Annotated in this window: 15 protein-coding genes; 9 read left to right on the plus strand and 6 right to left on the minus strand. The window is 68.1% G+C overall.

The genetic code is table 11. The features are described 5' to 3' along the window. The first annotated feature begins 23 nt into the window (after positions 1-23). Entirely contained in the window at positions 24-569 is a 546-nt protein-coding gene (gene msrA, locus E6G92_01895; protein ID TMJ18617.1) for a peptide-methionine (S)-S-oxide reductase MsrA, read from the plus strand. A 234-nt stretch (positions 570-803) separates the two neighbouring features. Here msrA and E6G92_01900 read toward each other — a convergent pair whose 3' ends face one another. Further along, positions 804-1,724 (minus strand): threonylcarbamoyl-AMP synthase, encoded by a 921-nt coding sequence (locus E6G92_01900; GenBank protein TMJ18618.1) that lies wholly within the window; start codon positions 1,722-1,724, stop codon positions 804-806. A gap of 52 nt (positions 1,725-1,776) precedes the next feature. Here E6G92_01900 and E6G92_01905 point away from each other — a divergent pair, with 52 nt between their 5' ends. Beyond that, a complete protein-coding gene (locus tag E6G92_01905) occupies positions 1,777-3,453 on the plus strand; it encodes an acyl-CoA dehydrogenase (protein ID TMJ18619.1) in 1,677 nt (558 codons plus the stop codon). Here E6G92_01905 and E6G92_01910 read toward each other — a convergent pair. From E6G92_01910 to E6G92_01920, 3 genes are all read right to left on the minus strand, one after another. After that, on the minus strand, positions 3,450-4,559 hold the full coding sequence (locus tag E6G92_01910) for a hypothetical protein (GenBank protein ID TMJ18620.1): 1,110 nt from the start codon (positions 4,557-4,559) through the stop codon (positions 3,450-3,452). The two genes, E6G92_01905 and E6G92_01910, sit on opposite strands and share 4 nt — an antisense overlap. Positions 4,560-5,013: 454 nt before the next feature. Further along, on the minus strand, positions 5,014-5,358 hold the full coding sequence (locus E6G92_01915) for a GntR family transcriptional regulator (protein ID TMJ18621.1): 345 nt from the start codon (positions 5,356-5,358) through the stop codon (positions 5,014-5,016). Positions 5,359-5,657: 299 nt separating this feature from the next. Continuing rightward, positions 5,658-6,236, minus strand: a complete 579-nt coding sequence (locus tag E6G92_01920) for a nitroreductase (protein ID TMJ18622.1) — start codon at positions 6,234-6,236, stop codon at positions 5,658-5,660. 119 nt (positions 6,237-6,355) lie between these two features. On the opposite strand from E6G92_01920, the gene E6G92_01925 reads away from it, so the two are divergent. The 3 genes from E6G92_01925 (at position 6,356) to E6G92_01935 (ending at position 11,260) form a co-directional block, all read left to right on the plus strand. Beyond that, complete coding sequence (locus E6G92_01925; protein ID TMJ18623.1) at positions 6,356-8,365, plus strand: peptide MFS transporter; 2,010 nt, start codon at positions 6,356-6,358, stop codon at positions 8,363-8,365. Beyond that, complete coding sequence (locus tag E6G92_01930; GenBank protein ID TMJ18624.1) at positions 8,352-9,770, plus strand: amidohydrolase; 1,419 nt, start codon at positions 8,352-8,354, stop codon at positions 9,768-9,770. The genes E6G92_01925 and E6G92_01930 overlap by 14 nt, the downstream gene beginning before the upstream one ends. Before the next feature lie 131 nt (positions 9,771-9,901). After that, complete coding sequence (locus tag E6G92_01935; protein TMJ18625.1) at positions 9,902-11,260, plus strand: amidohydrolase; 1,359 nt, start codon at positions 9,902-9,904, stop codon at positions 11,258-11,260. Between the two features lie 117 nt (positions 11,261-11,377). Here E6G92_01935 and E6G92_01940 read toward each other — a convergent pair whose 3' ends face one another. Together E6G92_01940 and E6G92_01945 are read right to left on the minus strand one after the other, a co-directional pair. Continuing rightward, positions 11,378-12,361, minus strand: a complete 984-nt coding sequence (locus E6G92_01940) for an aldo/keto reductase (GenBank protein ID TMJ18626.1) — start codon at positions 12,359-12,361, stop codon at positions 11,378-11,380. Continuing rightward, the gene (locus tag E6G92_01945) at positions 12,358-13,647 is read right to left on the minus strand and encodes a dicarboxylate/amino acid:cation symporter (GenBank protein TMJ18627.1); all 1,290 of its coding nucleotides are present in this window, start codon (positions 13,645-13,647) and stop codon (positions 12,358-12,360) included. Before E6G92_01945 ends, E6G92_01940 begins: the two co-directional genes overlap by 4 nt. Before the next feature lie 91 nt (positions 13,648-13,738). Here E6G92_01945 and E6G92_01950 point away from each other — a divergent pair, with 91 nt between their 5' ends. The 4 genes from E6G92_01950 (at position 13,739) to E6G92_01965 (ending at position 16,966) form a co-directional block, all read left to right on the plus strand. Then, positions 13,739-15,073, plus strand: coding sequence for a phosphoglucosamine mutase (locus tag E6G92_01950; GenBank protein TMJ18628.1), 1,335 nt, complete (start codon positions 13,739-13,741; stop codon positions 15,071-15,073). A gap of 52 nt (positions 15,074-15,125) precedes the next feature. Then, on the plus strand, positions 15,126-15,350 hold the full coding sequence (locus E6G92_01955; GenBank protein ID TMJ18629.1) for a DUF1272 domain-containing protein: 225 nt from the start codon (positions 15,126-15,128) through the stop codon (positions 15,348-15,350). 97 nt (positions 15,351-15,447) lie between these two features. Next, positions 15,448-16,311: a bifunctional hydroxymethylpyrimidine kinase/phosphomethylpyrimidine kinase gene (gene thiD, locus E6G92_01960; GenBank protein TMJ18630.1), complete on the plus strand. Its 864-nt coding sequence runs from the start codon at positions 15,448-15,450 to the stop codon at positions 16,309-16,311. A gap of 52 nt (positions 16,312-16,363) precedes the next feature. Next, the gene (locus tag E6G92_01965) at positions 16,364-16,966 is read left to right on the plus strand and encodes a ribonuclease HII (protein ID TMJ18631.1); all 603 of its coding nucleotides are present in this window, start codon (positions 16,364-16,366) and stop codon (positions 16,964-16,966) included. Positions 16,967-17,027: the final 61 nt, after the last annotated feature.

A 17,027-nucleotide genomic window follows, 5' to 3' on the forward strand; every position in this document is an offset into this window, starting at 1 on the left:
TCCACCCGTGAAGGAGATTGCTCATGGCCGTTGAACAGGCGATTCTTGCCGGCGGATGCTTCTGGTGCACCGAGGCGGTGTTCAAGGACCTCATCGGCGTGTCGGGGGTGGAGAGCGGCTATGTCGGCGGGCATCTCGACTCGCCGACCTACAAGCAGGTCTGCGGCGGCGATACCGGCCATGCTGAGGCGATCCGCGTGACCTTCGATCCCGAGCGCATCTCCTACGACGACCTCCTCGACGTCCATTTCGCGACTCACGATCCGACCCAGCTCAACCGCCAGGGCAACGATGTCGGAACGCAATATCGCTCGGCCATCTTCCCGCTTTCGCCGGCTCAGGAAGAAGCGGCGCGACGCGGCATCGAGCGCGCGGCGGAAAGCTGGCCGGCGCCGATCGTCACCACGATCGAGCAACCGGGCCGATGGTGGCCGGCGGAGGATTATCACCAGGATTATTGGGAAGGCGAAGGCCAGCGCAATCCCTATTGCCTGGCCGTGATCCCGCCCAAGCTGCAGAAACTGCGGAAGGGTTTCGCGGAGCGGCTGAAGCAGGCGCCGGCCGGCTAGGGTCCGTACTCAATTGGCTAGTTTCCATTTTGAGCGAATTTGCTCGCAATTTCAGAGTCATCCCGGCGAAGGCCGGGACCCATGAACACCGATCGTCCATGAGAACCGATCGTCCATGAGAGGCGACGCCAACGAGTCCACCTCTCGCAGTCCGAGTTCATGGATCCCGGCCTTCGCCGGGATGACTCCTTTTGGCAGGCGGCGGCGAAGCCATAGCCGATTGAGTCGTACCCCCTAGCGCGGGGCCGCGGCGCGGCGCAGGCGGTCGTTGATCGCGGCGCCGAGGCCTTCTTCGGGAAGTGGAGCGACGGCGATCCGGGCGGCGGCGGACGCCTCGGCCTCGTGGAGCCTTTCGAACAGGTTAGCGGCCGCCTCGACGAGGTTGCCGTTCGCGCTCAGGGTGGAGTCGCCGGAAACGTCGCCAAAGCCGATCAGCCATTCGTCCGCCCCCGCCTCTTCCGCGTTGAGGCGCAGCGGCTTCGACGGCGCATAGTGGCTGGCGAGCTGGCCGGGGGCCTCGACGCCGCCGCCAGCCCGGAGGTCGAGACCGAGGTCGATCGGGCCGGGGCGGAGCAGGCGCAGGGCGCCGCCCGTCGCGGCGACGATTGTGGATTCCAGGCCGTGCGCGGTGGCGCCGCCGTCGACGATGAGGGGAATCCGGCCGCCGAGGCTGGCGAGGACGTGGGGCGCGCGGGTCGGGCTGATTCGTCCGCTGGCGTTGGCGGAAGGCGCGGCCAAGGGCCTTCCAGTCCTCGCCAGCAGGTCGCGCATCGCCGGGTGGGCCGGCGCACGCAGAGCGATCGTCGGCAAGCCGGCGGTGACGAGGGAGGCGATGCGCGCATTCTCGCGGAGAGGAACCACCAAGGTCAGCGGGCCTGGCCAGTGGCGTTCGGCGAGCGCCTCGGCCTGCGCGTCGAGGCGGCCGATCTTCCGCGCCTCGTCCAGGCCGGGGACGTGAACGATGAGCGGGTTGAAGCTCGGCCTTCCCTTGGCCTCGTAGATTCGCGCCACGGCTTCGCCATGGGTCGCGTCGGCGGCGAGGCCGTAGACCGTCTCGGTCGGCATCGCCACGATTTGGCCGGTGGCGATCAAGGCCGCGGCCTCGGCGATTGCCTCGGGTCCGTAAGGCAGGACGCGTGTCTGTTGCGCGCTCACCGGGCGGGGCTATAGCGCCCGTTCCGCCGACGCAACATTACGAAAGCCCGCCATGAGCTACGTTCCTCCGATCGCCGAGCAGATGCTCGTGCTCGACACCGCCGCCGGGATCGGCGACCTGATCGAGGACCGCGATCTCGCCGCCGCGATCGTCGAGGGGGCCGGCGCGTTCGCCGCAGGCACGTTCGCGCCGCTCAATCGAATAGGCGACGAGGTCGGGGCGAAATGGACGCCCGAGGGCGTGACCATGCCGGAGGGATTCGCCCGCGCCTACCGCGCCTATGTCGAGGGCGGCTGGGGCTCGCTCGCGGGACCGGAGGCACATGGCGGCCAGGGGCTGCCGCTGACTTTGGCGACGGTGGTTCTCGAGGATCTCGGCTCGGCCAATATGGGCTTCTCGCTGTGCATGATGCTGACGCCCGGAACGGTCGAGGCGCTCAAGCATCACGGCACGAGCGCTCTTCGGGAAGCCTGGATGCCCAAGCTGATCAGCGGCGAATGGACCGGGACGATGAACCTGACCGAGCCGCAGGCGGGCTCCGACGTCGGCGCGCTCAAGACCCGCGCCGAGCCCGCGGGGGACGGCACCTACCGGATCACGGGGCAGAAGATCTTCATCACCTATGGCGAGCACGATTTGGCCGACAATATCGTCCACCTCGTTCTCGCCCGGCTGCCGGGCGCGCCGCAAGGCACCAGGGGCATCTCGCTGTTCCTGGTGCCCAAGATCCTGCCCGACGGGAGCCGCAACGACCTTCGCTGCGTGTCGATCGAGCACAAGCTCGGGATTCACGCCTCGCCGACCTGCGTCATGGCCTATGGCGACGAGGGCGGCGCGACCGGATGGCTCGTCGGCGAGGAGAATAAGGGCATGGCGGCGATGTTCACGATGATGAACAACGCCCGCCTCAACGTCGGCCTTCAGGGCGTGTCGATAGCCGAACGGGCGACCCAGCAGGCGGTCGCCTATGCGCGGGAACGGATGCAGGGAAGCCGCGAGGGCCGGCCGGCCAGGATCATCGAGTTTCCCGACGTGCGGCGCATGATGCTGAGGATGAAAGCGCTGACCCAGGCAGCGCGCGCGCTCGCTTATTGCTGCGCCGGGCAGACCGACCGCGCCGAGCGCGGCGACGACGCCGCGCGGGCGCGGGCGGACCTGCTGACTCCGCTGGTCAAGGCCTATGGCACCGATGTCGGCGTCGAGGTCGCAAGCCTCGGAGTCCAGATCCACGGGGGCATGGGCTATATCGAGGAGACCGGCGCCGCCCAGCATTACCGCGATGCGCGAATCTCGCCGATCTACGAGGGCACCAACGGAATCCAGGCGGCGGATCTGGTCGGCCGCAAGCTGGGCATGGAGGGCGGCGAGGTTCTTGCTCGATTGCTCGCCGATATCCGGGCCGAGGTGGCGGGAGAGGCGGCGCTGCTGGCGCTGGTCGATTCGTGCGAGGAGGTCGCGCAGCGGCTGCTGGATTCCGGGCCGGACGACCGGCTGGCCGCTTCCTACCCCTTCCTGACGATGCTTTCGGTCGCGGTTTGCGGCTGGCTGCTGGCGCGGCAGGAGGCGGCGCTCGCGGAGGAAAGCGAGTCTCCTTTCAAGGCGATGAAGCTCGCCTCGATCCGCTTCTATCTCGACCAGATCGTGCCCGAGGCGGCGGGCCTCGCCGCGGCTGCGAGCGCGCCAGCGGCGGCGCTCTACGGGATCGGCGAGGAGGAATTCGCGGCCTAGATCCGCTGCGCCAGCGTGTGCGGGCGCTGGCCGACCGTCTTCCAGACGCGCGGGCCGAGATCGACCCGGAAGGCGCCCATTTTCTCGTTCTGCTCCAGCTCGCGGCCGACGACGTACGACTTGGAGGTCTGGCCGGTCTGCCCATCGCCCCAATCGTAGAGCGCGTTGACCGCGAGCATCGGGATGAACAGATATTTGTTCTCGAGCACCACGGCGCGCATCTCGTCGCGCGGCATTGCGACCTCGCCGCGGATGGCGCCGATCTGGCCGGCGGCGATGCCCGGCAGGTTGAGCTTGGTGGATTCGCGTCCCGCCGTGCGGAAGAAGGCGCCGATCTCCTGATCCTGCTGCTGGCCGGCGTTGAACATCTTCACGTCGATTCGAAGGTTGCGCGCCGCGCTCTCGCCGCTGTTCTCGATCTCGAGCTCGAAATGGACCACGGTCTCGTCGAGCGTCGCCGCCGCCTTCTCGGCCTTCAGCCTCAGCTCGAGCCAGGGGCGCGCCACCGGCTCGGGCGGGGGCGGTGCGGGGACCGGCGCGGCCGGGCGAGGCGCGGGCGGCGCGGCCTGCCCGGCGGCTTCGGCGATCAGCGCGCCGCGCCGGCGGCGGCGGAGAAGGAAGGCGAGGGCGAGCAGCAGCGCCGCAGCTGCTGGGATCGCATAGAGCCAGGGAAAGCCGCCGGTCGATTCCGCCGGCGGCGCAACCTCCGGGGCCGGAGCGGGCGGAGCGGCCTCGGGAAGCGTCGTCTCGGGAAGCGTCGGCGCCTGAGCGTCGGGCGCGGGCAGGGCGGCCGGCGGCTGGGCCTGCGGCTGGGACGGAGCCCGCTCTTGCGGCTGTGCCGGCCTTTCGGCGGCCGGGCGCGCCGGCGTGGCGGCCGCAGGACGCTCCGTGCGGCGCGTGGGCGCGGTCTGGGCCTGGTTGGAGGTGGCGGGCGGGGGCGCGGCGACGACCGGCGGCGGGGCCGGCTGGACCCGCTCGGGCTGAGGCCCGCTCGGAGTCAGCCGGAAGTCGCGCAGCTGCGGATTGCCGATCGTGTTGGTGTCCTGGGCGCCCGCGGCCGAAGCGGCGGCGGCGGCGAGGAGCGCTCCGGCCAGAAATGCTTTCATCGAAATCTTCATAAAACGCGGCCCCACCCGCTGCGAGCGCCGAACCCGCGCCCAGATAGGACGCAACGGGGAAAAATGTAATGGCGCGGCACTGTCCTGCCGCTGAACGGCGCGCCCGATGCGGCATATCGGCCACAGCGCCGGGCGATCCTACAAAAGATTTTTGTTCGCCAGCAAGGGCAAAGACTTAGCTTCTAAGTTGTTGGAAATGCGCGTTTCGTGCGCTTGCAACGGATGTCACGTTGCGTATATGTTCCAGCCGGCGCCGGCTCTTTCTCATCGTCCAACACGTATCGGCCCGGCCGGGCCCGGCCGCCCGGTCAGGCGGAGGGAAGCGGCCCGACCTGGACGTCCGGCGCCGGAGCCATCAGGCCCGAGAGCGCCGCATGGCCACCGAAAAACAGCGCCAATCCTCCGGCGAAGGACAGAAGGAAGGCGCGGGCCGGCTTTGTGCTCACGCAAGAGTTCTTTCGACAAGGTCTTCCACGTCCAGGCCGATGCGGCGGATGTGGGAGGCGATCCCCGGCCAGCGATGCTCGAGGAAGTCCTTGCGCTCCGTCTCGCGAAGCCGCTCGGCCGCCTGCGGGGCGACGAACATGCCGACTCCGCGCTTGACCAGCACCAGCCCTTCCTCCTGGAAGGTCTGATAGGCCTTGGCGACGGTCAGCGGATTGGCGCCGTAATCGGCGGCGAGGCTGCGCACCGAAGGCAAGGCGTCGCCGTCGCGGACTCGGCCATCGAGGATCATCGCGGCGATGCTATCGCGCAGGCGCAGATAGACGGGGCGGTCTTCGTTCATGCCGTCATAGTGTGCTAATACAGTGGGGAGGTCAAGGGTTTTCCCATTGATCCCCCTCGGCACGAAAGAGGTGCCTACCTGCGGACGAGGTGGATGATCAGCCCGATCCCGCCCGCGAAAAACATGGCAACCAGGGCAGCGATCAGCCAGTGCCATTGCGAAAAACCGCCCATTCGTTCCTCCCTCGTTTCCGCTCCCGTTCCGGGATTACACCCCTCAAGCAAAACGAGTCCACATTCCACTTGGGCGGGCTCCACGAGTAGGAGAGATCCAGCTTCCGCAAGAGCCGGTGACTTCACCTATGGTGCCCATTCCGAGACGATCTCGCCATAGGTCGGGCGCACGCGCTCCTCGAGCTCCGCGCCCGGCGTGCCGAGGAAGAGGAAGCCCGCGATCCGCTCGCCTTCGCGGCCGAGGGCGGCGAGGACTTCGGCGGAATAGGCGGCCCAGCCGGTGACCCAGCCGCCGGCGAAGCCCATGGCGTGGATGGCGAGCAGCAGGTTCATGCAGGCCGCGCCGCACGAGAGTTGCTGCTCCCAGAGCGGAATCTTGTGTTCCGGAGTCGGGCTGGAAAGGGCGACGACCAGCTCCGGTGCCTGGTGGGCAAAGCGCTCGTTGGCTTCGATCTCCAGCCGGCCGGGCTCGGGCCTCTCGATACGGTAGGCGCGCTGGAGGAGGGCGGCGAAATCGGCGCGGCGCTCGCGAGGGACGTGGACGAAGCGCCAGGGGTGGAGCTTGCCGTGATCGGGCGTGCGGAGAGCGATCTCGAGGATCTGGCGCAGCTGCTCCGAGTCCGGTCCGGGAGCGACGAGATCGCGCGGCCGGCCGGAGCGGCGCGTTCGAAGCAGCGACATCGTCGTGGAACGATCGTTGAGCATCGACGAGCGCTAACAGGCGGCGCCTTGGCTCACAATCCCGCTTCACAAGCGCGTCTGGCGCGTTAGGGTGCCGGGCCTTGGAGCCGCGAAAAGCGGCCCGGATCGAAGGGGAATTGCCAATGGTCAACGTCGCGCCCGATTCCACGACGGAGGGCCTGAGCGCCGACGTCAGCCGAAGCGACCATGGCACCTGGTTCGGCCACCCCCGGCAGCTGAAGCGGCTGTTCACCACCGAGATGTGGGAGCGCTTCGGCTATTACGGGATGCGGGCGATCCTGACGCTCTACCTCGTCAACCACTTCCTGTTCAGCGACAGCACCTCGACCGGCATCTATGGCGGCTTCACGGCTCTCGTCTATCTCACGCCGCTGATCGGCGGGCTGATCGCGGACCAGTATCTGGGCTCGAAGCGCTCGGTGAAGTTCGGCGCGATCATGATGAGCCTTGGCTACCTCACCTTGTGCTTCGGCGGCGAGGCGGCGCGCCCTTATGCGACCATCGAGGGCCAGCGCTACGAGGTCAGCGTCCAGGGCACGGGCGATTCGCAGCAGCGCTTCATCGCCGCCGGCGACCAGCGGCTGCTGATCCGCGGCAACGACGACCGTTCGGTCTCCCTGCTCGCGGCCGACGGATCGGAGGCGCGTCACCTCGCGCCCGGAAGCATGGTTTCGGACGCCGACCGTTCGCCCGTGTTCGTGTTCATCCTGCTGATGGGCCTGTCGCTGGTGACGATCGGCAACGGCTTCTTCAAGCCCAACATCTCGACCATCGTCGGCTCGCTCTACGAGGAGGGCGACCGCCGGCGGGACGCGGGCTTCACCATCTTCTACATGGGCATCAACCTGGGCTCGCTCATCTCCCAGTTCTTCTGTCCGCTACTCGCCGCTTCGGTCGGCTGGTGGGCGGGCTTCGGGCTCGCGGCGATCGGCATGGCCTGCTCATGGATGCTGTTCCAGTTCGATGGCGGACGGCTGAACGGCTATGGCGAGCGCCCGGAGAACGCGCCGGCCAACCGCGACCTCTTCATCTACGCCGGAGCGCTGGTCGCGATCCCCGTCGTCATCTTCCTGTTCTGGAACCTGATGAACTACGTGCCGCCCGAGGCCGGATCCGGCATCTGGGGCTACATCAAGTCGCTTCCGATCATGGGCAAGATCCTCTTCGGCACGTTCCTCATCAGCGTTCCCGCGATCCTGATCTGGTCGTGGATGAAGGGGACGAGGACCGAATTCCAGATGATGGTCTCGGCGATGGTGCTGATCGTCTTCAACGTCGTCTTCTGGACTTTGTTCGAGCAGGCCGGATCGTCGCTGACCCTGTTCGCCGAGCGCAACACGGTTCTCGAGATCGGCTGGACGGCGCCCTTGTTCGCCGCCTTCCGCTCGGCGCCGATCACTTATTATCTGTTCTTCGGGGCGTTGACCGGCGGAGTCGCCTGGCTGGCCTGGTGGTTCTTCGCCTGGGGCGAGGATAGCCGGACTCGCCGGATCATGGCGATCGCCTGGGCCGCGATCTTCGCCGTGGTGATGATCGGAATGCATATTGCGCGGCTTAAGGGGTTCGGAAGCGAGCCGGTCTACGTGATGCCCGCCGGCCAGACGCAGATATTCAATGCCCTCTTCATCGTCATCCTGGCGCCGATCTTCAGCCTGATCTGGAACATGCTCTCGGCGCGCGGAATGGAGCCGCCGATCCCGGTCAAGTTCGGGCTCGCATTGATGGGCGTCGGCGCGGGCTTCCTGTTCCTCGTCTGGGGAGCGGGCTTCGCGAGCAGCGGCTTCCAGGTCGGTCTCGCCTGGCTCGCCGGCCTCTATTTCATCCATTCGGTGGCCGAATTGTGCATCTCGCCCGTCGGCCTTTCGATGATCACCAAATTGTCCATCGCCCGGATCGTCGGGCTGATGATGGGCGTCTGGTTCCTGTCGATCTCGGTCGCCCAATATGTGGCGGGAGCGGTCGCCCAGATCGCCAGCGTGGAGACTGTCGGCGGGCAGGTGACCAACCTCCAGGTCAGCCTCGAAACCTATGTCGGGGTATTCTGGAACATCGGCCTGATCTCGGTCGGGATCGGCGCCTTCCTGCTGGCGCTATCGCCGATCCTGAAATGGTGGATGCATGGTGTCAAATAGGGTGCGGGGGGTCCTGACCGGCTTTGCGGTGGCGGCGGCGCTCGCCGCCTGCGCCGGAACTCAGGGGGGCGCGCAGACGGCCTCGGCGCCCGCCCAGAAGGCGTCGCCGGCGCGCTACGTGCCGCCCGACGATCCCTACCCCTCGACCTACCATCCCTACCCCTCGACGCCGACCGCCATCACCGGCGCGACGATCTACGACGGCGAGGGCGGGCGGATCGAGAACGGGACGATCGTCATGGCCGACGGCCGGATCCAGGCGGTCGGCGGCGCGGACACGCCGATCCCGGAAGGCGCGGCCCGGATCGACGGGCGCGGCCTGTGGGTCACGCCGGGCGTGATCGACGTCCATTCCCATCTCGGCGACTATCCGAGCCCCGGAGTCGAAGCGCACAGCGACGGCAACGAGGCGACCGGACCGGTCCGCTCCGAAGTGTGGGCCGAGCACAGCGTCTGGCCGCAGGATCCGGGCTTCGGCCGGGCGCTCGCAAACGGCGGAATCACCACGCTGCAGATCCTGCCCGGCTCAGCCAATCTGTTCGGCGGGCGCGGCGTCACCTTGCGCAACGTTCCCGGGCGCACAGTCCAGTCGATGCGCTTCCCCGGCGCTCCGCGCGGGCTCAAGATGGCCTGCGGCGAAAATCCCAAGCGAGTCTACGGAAGCCGCAACCAGATGCCCTCCACCCGGATGGGGAATGTCGCGGTGATGCGCGGGACCTGGCAGCGCGCGATCGAGTATCGCGAGCGGCGGGCCCGCGACCCGAACACCGCGCGCGATTTTCAGCTCGACACCCTCGTCGAGGTGCTCGACGGCCGGATGCTGGTCCACAACCATTGCTACCGCGCCGACGAGATGGCGATCATGCTCGACATGGCGCGCGAGTTCGGCTTCCACATCTCGAGCTTCCACCACGCGGTCGAAGCCTACAAGATCGCCGACCTGCTTCGCGGCGCCGATACCTGCGCGGCGATGTGGGCCGATTGGTGGGGCTTCAAGATGGAGGCCTATGACGCGGTCAACGAGAATCTGCCGATGGTCCACAATGCCGGGGCCTGCGCGATCGTCCATTCCGACGACCCCAACGGAATCCAGCGGCTGAACCAGGAGGCGGCCAAGGCGCTGGCCGACGGGCGAAGGATGGGAATCCAGATCGCCGACGAGGTCGCGTGGCGCTGGCTGGCGATCAATCCGGCGCACGCGCTCGGAATCGAGAACGAGACCGGCTCCCTGCGCGCCGGCAAGCGCGCCGACGTCGTGCTGTGGAACGGCAATCCGTTCAGCGTCTACACGCGGCCGCAGGAGGTCTGGATCGACGGGGCGCTGATGTACGACATGAACGATCCGCGCCGGCGCCCCGTGACCGACTTCGAGCTCGGCCAGCCCGGCGAAGGAGACGTGCATTGAGGAGCCTTCGCAAAATCCTCCCCGGAACGGGGAGGGGGACCAGCCGCAGGCTGGTGGAGGGGCCGATTGGGCCGCCCCGACCCCTCCACCACGCGCTGCGCGCGCGGTCCCCCTCCCCGTTCCGGGGAGGATTGGCGGGCCTGGCGCTGCTCCTTGCCGTCCCCGCACCCGCCCAAACCATCGCCTTCACCGGCGGGCGCGTGGTGATCGGCGACGGCTCCGAGCCGATCGACGGCGGCACCGTCGTCATCCGCGACGGCCGGGTCGTGGCCGCGGGAGCGGGCGTCGCCGTTCCGGCGGGCGCGACCGTCGTCGATGCGCGCGGCAAATGGGTCACTCCGGGGGTCGTCGCCGGCTTCTCCCAGATCGGGCTCGTCGAGGTCGATGCGGTCGACGCGACCAACGACACGCAGGCGAACAATTCGCCGTTCAGCGCGGCGATCGACGTCGCTCCGGCGATCAATCCCGAGGCGACCTCGATCGCCGTCAGCCGCGCCGCGGGCGTGACCCGGGCGGTGGTGTCGCCCTCGACCGCGCGAAGCATCTTCGCCGGGCAAGGGGCGGTGATCGACCTCGGCGGCGACATGCAGCCGATCACCCGCGCCCGCGCCTTCCAGTATATCGAATTGGGCGAGGAGGGCGCGCGCGACGCGGGCGGCAGCCGCGCCTCGGCGCACGTCCTGCTGCGCAACGCGCTGCGCGAGGCGCGCGACCTTCGGCTTCCGGTCGGGGCGCGAGGGACGGGCCGCGGGCCTTCGGCGCAGACGCCCGAGGATATGCCCGAAAATCCCTACCTGACGTCCGGCGCCCAGCGCTCAGACGACGTTCTGCTGACCCGGTTCGACGCCGCCGCTTTGGTGCCGGTGCTTCAGGGGCGGCAGCTGCTGTTCGTCCATGTCGAGCGGGCGAGCGACATCCTCCAGGTGCTGGCGCTGAAGCGCGAGTTCGCGAACCTTCGGATCGTGCTCGTCGGAGCGACCGAGGGCTGGCGGGTGGCGCGGGAAATCGCCGCCGCGCGCGTGCCGGTGATCGCCAACGCTTTGGTCGACCTTCCGGCGAGCTTCGAGCAGATTTCGGCGACTCAATCGAACATCGGGCGGATGCGCGCCGCGGGCGTGACGGTCGCGATCGGGATGATCAACGACGACGAGGCCCGGCAGGTAAGGCTCGAGACCCAATATGCCGGCAACCTCGTCGGCATCGGCCGGGTACCGGGCCATACGGGGCTGACCTGGAGCCAGGCGTTCCAGGCGATTTCGTCCTCGGCCGCCGAGGCGGTCGGCATGGGCGACGAGATCGGCTCGCTGAGGCCCGGGCGCCGCGCCGACGTGGTCGTCTGGGACGGCGATCCGCTCGAGCTATCGACCGGAGTCGACGCCGTTTGGATCGACGGCGTCCGCCAGTCGCTCAGCAACCGCCAGACCGAGCTACGCGACCGCTACCGCCAGCCGCAGGAAGGCCAGCTCCCGCACGCCTACGATCCGCGGTAGGCTTCAAAACCCTCCCCCTGAGGGGGAGGGTAGGGTGGGGGTGTACGGAGTTTGAGGCTATTCTCTGACGCCCGAACCCCTCACCCCATCCCTCTCCCTATGGGAGAGGGGGCAGGGCTAAAGCCTGACCCGGGCCATTCCGGCCTCGTTGTAGCGCGCGCCGGAGACGGCGCGGGCGGCTTCGAGGTCGGCGAGATCGGCGGGAGTCAGCGCGACGTCGACGCTCGCGGCGCTGTCCTCGAGCGTCGGGCGGCGCTTGAAGCCGGGGATGGGGACGATGTCCTCGCCCTGGGCCAGCAGCCAAGCGATGGCGACCTGGGCGAGGCTGACTCCGTGGCGGTCGGCGACGGCGCGGATCGCGTCGACGAGCTTGAGGTTGGCGCCGAAATTCTCCTCCGACCAGCGCGGGTCGTTGCGGCGCCAATCGTCGGCGGGAAGGTCTTCCAGGCGCTTGAACTGACCGGTGAGGAAGCCCCGCCCGAGCGGGCTGTAGGGGACGAAGCCGATGCCGAGCTCGCGGCAGACCGGCAGGATGTCGTCCTCAACGTCGCGCTCCCACAGTGAATATTCGGATTGGAGCGCGGCGATCGGGTGGACCGCGGTCGCCCGGCGGATCGTCTCCGGGCCGGCTTCGGAAAGGCCGAGGTGGCGAACCTTCCCCTCCCTGACCAGCTCGGCCATTCCGCCGACGGTCTCCTCGATCGGCACGTTCGGATCGACCCGGTGCTGGTAGAACAGGTCGATCGTGTCGATGCCCAGCCGCTTCAGCGAGCCTTCGCAGGCGCGGCGGGCGTTTTCCGGGCTGCCGTCGAAGCCCAGGGGCTGGGTGCCCTGCCAGCGCAGAGCGAACTTGGTGGCGATGACGAGGCCCTCGCGCTTCCCCCTGATCGCCTCGCCGAGCAGCTCCTCGTTGGCGAAGGGGCCGTACATTTCGGCGGTGTCGAAGAAGGTGATTCCGAGATCGATCGCACGGTGGATGGTGGCGATCGATTCGTCGTCGCTGGCCTCGCCGTAGGTGATGTTTCCGGCGCGGACCATCGGCATGCAGCCGACGCCGATCGCCGAAACCTTCAGGCCCTGCCCGAGCGTGCGGTACTTCATGCGCCTTCCTTCAGCAGAACGTCTTCCTCGGTATCGGCATCGACGGAGTCGAAGCCGCTGCGGTGGGCGATCGTGGCGGTGGCGGCGACGTCCATGCTGACATTGCCGAGCGTTCGCATCAGATCGGGCAGGGTCTCGACCGCGATGAGCAGGGCGAGCGGCTCGATCGGCAGGCCCATGGCGATGCAGATCGGAGCGATCGAGGCGAAGAAGGTCGCCTGGCCGGGAATTCCGGCAGCGCCGATCGTGGTGGTCGCCGCGGCGAGCACGCCGAGCGTCAGCTGCATCGGCGTCAGGGTGAAGCCGAACCAGTAGGCGATGTAGATGGCGACCGCGAGGTTCATCGCCGGGCCGGTGGCGCGGAACACGGCGACCGCCATCGGCAGGACGATGCCCGAAGCGCCGACCGGGACGCCGAGCTTGCCCGAGGCGCGAAGCATCGCCGGAAGGCAGGCGAGCGAGGACTGGGTCGAGAAAGCGAGCGCCTGGCTGGACGTGACGGCGCGGGTGAAGCGCATCGGCCCGATGCGGGCGCCGAAGAGGGCGAGCGGCCACGCGGCGAGCCAGATGACGGTGCCGACCGCGGTGACGATCAGTACGTAATGGGCCAGCGCGTGGAAGGCCGGCCCGCCGGCGCGGGCGCCGACCACATAGGCCAAGGCGAGGACCCCGACCGGGCCGATCCACAACACCCAGTTGATGACGATCAGCATCGTGTCGGCGATCGCCTGGAAGAAGCCCACCAGGGTGGCGCGGGGCGCCTCCGGCAGCCTGGTCATCGCGAAGGCGAAGACCAGGACGAAGACGATCAGGGGCAGAACCGCGGTGTTCGACGCCGCGGCGATCGGGTTGGTGGGGACGATCGAGCGCAGGAAATCGGCGAAGCTGGGAGCGGCACCCGGGGCGTCGGTGCCGGTCAGAGCGTCGCGAAGGCTCGCCGCGGATTCGAGCGGAAGCGGGAACAGGTTGAGCAGCAGCGGAGTCAGCAGCGCAGCGGCGATCGAGGAGGCGAGCAGCAAGGCGGCGAACAGGATCAGCGAGCGGGCGGCGAGGCGGCTGGCCCGCGCAGCCTCCGCCGCGCCGGCGATGCCGGTGACGATCAGCGAGATGACGAGTGGCACGATCGTCATCTGCAGCGCGTTCAGCCACATGCCTCCGATCGGCTCGGCAATCGCCGCGCTTCTCTCGACCCACGAGGCGCCGCTCCACGCGGCGGCGATTCCGGCGGCGAGACCGATCAACAGGGCGAGGAAGATCCGGGTCGGCTGCGAGAGTTTCAAAATTATCGCCCTTCCATGTCTTTGGCGCTATCACGCCTCTTGTCGGCAGCCGTCCGGGTGACGGCAAGGAAAATGTTTTGCGGGGCATATTCACGAAATGACGCGCAGGTTCTTCGGCACCGACGGGATCAGGGGCCGCACCAACGAGATGCCGATGACCGCGGCGATGGCGCTCAGGATCGGCCAGGCCGCGGGCGCGCACTTCCTGCGCGGGGCTCATCGCCACCGGGTGGTGATCGGCAAGGACACCCGCCTTTCCGGCTACATGATGGAAACCGCGCTCGTCGCGGGTTTCACCAGCGTCGGCATGGACGTGGTGATGGTCGGGCCGGTGCCGACTCCGGCGGTGGCGATGCTGACCCAGTCGATGCGCGCGGATCTGGGCGTGATGATCTCCGCCAGCCACAACAAGTATATCGACAACGGCATCAAATTGTTCGGTCCCGACGGCTACAAGCTCTCCGACAAGGACGAGCTGGCGATCGAGAAGCTGCTCGAGCAGGAGCCCCGGCTGGTCGCCTCCGAAGCGATCGGCCGCGCCAAGAGGATCGAGGACGCGCGCGGGCGCTACATCCATGCCGCCAAACTGACCTTTCCCTCGCGCCTGCGGCTCGACGGGATCAAGGTGGTGATCGATTGCGCGAACGGCGCCGCCTATCAGGTCGCCCCTTCCGCCTTGTGGGAGCTGGGCGCCGAGGTCGTCGCCATCGGAACCAGCCCCAACGGGACCAACATCAACGAGGCGTGCGGATCGACCGACACGAATCTGCTTCGGCAGACCGTGGTCCAGACGGGGGCGGATATCGGGCTGGCGCTCGACGGCGATGCCGACCGGCTGATGGTCGTCGACGAGAAGGGCAATGTGATCGACGGCGACCAGCTGATGGGGCTGATCGGCTCCTCCTGGCATCGCCGCGGCGCCCTCGCAGGCGGCGGAATCGTCGCCACGGTGATGTCCAACCTGGGCCTCGAGCGTTTCCTGGCCGGGCAGGGACTGACGCTCGAGCGCACGCAGGTCGGCGACCGCTACGTGCTCGAGGCGATGCGCGCCAAGGGCTATAATGTCGGCGGCGAGCAATCGGGGCATATCATCCTCACCGATTACGGGCGGACGGGCGATGGGCTTGTGGCGGCTCTGCAGGTGCTTGCCGAGCTGGTCGACGCGGGCAAGCCGGCGAGCGAGTTGCTCAACCTGTTCGATCCGCTGCCACAGCTGCTCAAGAACGTTCGCTTCGAGGGCGGCGCGCCGCTCGATGCCGCCAGCGTCAAAACAGCAATTGCCGACGGGGAGGCCCGCCTCGAAGGCAGTGGCCGCCTCTTGATCCGCAAGTCGGGCACCGAGCCGGTCATCCGGGTAATGGCCGAAGGCGAGGACGAGGGCCTCGTCGCCGAGGTGGTCGACACGATTTGCGCAGCAGTGAAGGCCGCCTGATAAAAACCCCAAAAAGTGACACTTTTTGGGGACCCCAAGAGAAGGAAGTTTGATGCTGGAGATGCGTCCCGATTGCGAGCGGTGCGGCCGCGATCTCCCGGCGGACCGGCACGGCGCCTTCATCTGCTCGTTCGAATGCACCTTCTGCGCCGCCTGCACCGACCTGCTCGAGGAGATTTGCCCCAATTGCGGCGGCGACCTGCTCGAACGGCCGATGCGCGCCGGGGCCGCGCTGGAGCGGCATCCGGCCTCGACGGAGCGCAAGGGGCCAAAGTGACCCCCTTGTCGTCATTGCGAGCGTAGCGAAGCAATCCAGTGCTGATTCCGGGGCCCGCTGGATTGCTTCGTCGCTTCGCTTCTCGCAATGACGGACCATGAGCGTCCCGCGTATCCTGATCATCGCCGGCTCCGACAGCGGCGGCGGGGCGGGCATCCAGGCGGACATCAAGACGGTGACCATGCTCGGCGGCTTCGCGATGACTGCGATCACCGCGATCACCGCGCAGAACACGCTCGGTGTCGACCGGGTGATGATCGTGCCGCCGAACATGGTCGTCGCCCAGATCGACTCGGTCGCCCGCGACATCGGCGTCGATGCGATCAAGATCGGCATGATCGGATCGCCCGAGATCGCCGATGCCGTCGCCGAGACGCTGGTCGGGTTGGCCGTCACCGGCGACCGCTCCCGTCCGCTGCCGATCGTGTTCGACCCGGTCATGGTGGCGACCAGCGGCGCCGAGCTGGCCGACCAGGCCACGATCGCCGCCTTCGAGCGGCTGATGCGGCTCGCCACGGTGATCACGCCGAACAGCATCGAACTCGCCGTGCTGACGGGGTCGCCACCGATCGAGACCGAGGATTCGCTCATCGAGGAGTCGGTCAAGCTCGCCCGCCGCACGGGCAGCGCGGTGATCGGCAAGGGCGGCCACATCGAGTCGGCGGGCGACCCGGAGGAAAGCCTGATCACCAATGTCCTGGCGCGCTCGGACGGCAGGATCACCCGGTGGCAGATGCTCCGGCTCGACAGCTTCGCCACGCACGGAACGGGTTGCACGCTGGCGAGCGCGCTCGCGCTCGGGCTCGGCGCCGGCATGGACATCGAAGAGGCTGCCGAGAAGGCGCTCCACTATGTCTGGAACGCGATCGAGCAAGCGCCCGGTTTCGGCGAGGGGACAGGGCCGATGGGGCATGGCCTGGGGATTCGCCCGTTCGAGCTTATCCACAGGAAAGAGAAGTGAGATTCCAGCTTTCGCTGGAATGACGGGGGCGGGATTCATAGGCTCTGCCCAAATGGCGCGGCCCTGCTTCAAGCTCGAGAAGGTGCATCCCGATCCCGTGGCCGGGGTCGACGAGGCGGGTTGCGCGCCGCTCGCGGGGCCGGTGGTGGCCGCGGCGGTGATCCTCGACCGCAGCAAATTCCCGCGCGGGATCGACGATTCGAAGGCGCTTCCGGCGGCGGCGCGGCAGGCGATCTGCGCCCGGCTCTACAAGGTGGCGGTGATCGGCGTCGGAATCGCCAGCGTCGAGGAGATCGACACGCTCAACATCTATTGGGCGCGGATGCTGGCGATGAGCCGGGCGGTCGACGCGCTCGGGATCGACCCGGCGATGGTCCTGGTCGACGGCAATCGCTGCCCGAAGTGGGAGCGGCCGTCGGTGGCGATCGTCGCGGGCGACGCGAAATGCCGTTCGATCGCCGCCGCCTCGATCATCGCCAAGGTGACTCGCGACGGGATCATGGCCGACTATGCGCGGCAGTGGCCCGGCTATGGCTGGGAGACCAACCAGGGCTATCCGACGCCGTTCCACCAGCGGGCGCTCAAGGAACTGGGGCCGACGCCGCTTCACCGCCGGAGCTTCGCGCCGGTCCGCCAGCTGGCCTTGCAATTGTAGAACGGAGTCATTCCGGCGGAAGCCGGAACCCATGAACACCGTCCTTAGAGTTGTGGCCAAC

It is taken from the genome of Alphaproteobacteria bacterium (assembly GCA_005883305.1).
Classification (GTDB): domain Bacteria; phylum Pseudomonadota; class Alphaproteobacteria; order Sphingomonadales; family Sphingomonadaceae; genus Allosphingosinicella.

What these genes read in the sequence shown, in the direction of transcription:
- msrA (TMJ18617.1), top strand. Translation starts at nt 24, where the DNA reads ATGGCCGTTGAACAGGCGATTCTTGCCGGCGGATGCTTCTGGTGCACC.
- E6G92_01905 (TMJ18619.1), top strand. Translation starts at nt 1,777, where the DNA reads ATGAGCTACGTTCCTCCGATCGCCGAGCAGATGCTCGTGCTCGACACC.
- E6G92_01910 (TMJ18620.1), bottom strand. Translation starts at nt 4,559, where the DNA reads ATGAAAGCATTTCTGGCCGGAGCGCTCCTCGCCGCCGCCGCCGCTTCG.
- E6G92_01915 (TMJ18621.1), bottom strand. Translation starts at nt 5,358, where the DNA reads ATGAACGAAGACCGCCCCGTCTATCTGCGCCTGCGCGATAGCATCGCC.
- E6G92_01920 (TMJ18622.1), bottom strand. Translation starts at nt 6,236, where the DNA reads ATGCTCAACGATCGTTCCACGACGATGTCGCTGCTTCGAACGCGCCGC.
- E6G92_01925 (TMJ18623.1), top strand. Translation starts at nt 6,356, where the DNA reads ATGGTCAACGTCGCGCCCGATTCCACGACGGAGGGCCTGAGCGCCGAC.
- E6G92_01930 (TMJ18624.1), top strand. Translation starts at nt 8,352, where the DNA reads ATGGTGTCAAATAGGGTGCGGGGGGTCCTGACCGGCTTTGCGGTGGCG.
- E6G92_01940 (TMJ18626.1), bottom strand. Translation starts at nt 12,361, where the DNA reads ATGAAGTACCGCACGCTCGGGCAGGGCCTGAAGGTTTCGGCGATCGGC.
- E6G92_01950 (TMJ18628.1), top strand. Translation starts at nt 13,739, where the DNA reads ATGACGCGCAGGTTCTTCGGCACCGACGGGATCAGGGGCCGCACCAAC.
- E6G92_01955 (TMJ18629.1), top strand. Translation starts at nt 15,126, where the DNA reads ATGCTGGAGATGCGTCCCGATTGCGAGCGGTGCGGCCGCGATCTCCCG.
- thiD (TMJ18630.1), top strand. Translation starts at nt 15,448, where the DNA reads ATGAGCGTCCCGCGTATCCTGATCATCGCCGGCTCCGACAGCGGCGGC.
- E6G92_01965 (TMJ18631.1), top strand. Translation starts at nt 16,364, where the DNA reads ATGGCGCGGCCCTGCTTCAAGCTCGAGAAGGTGCATCCCGATCCCGTG.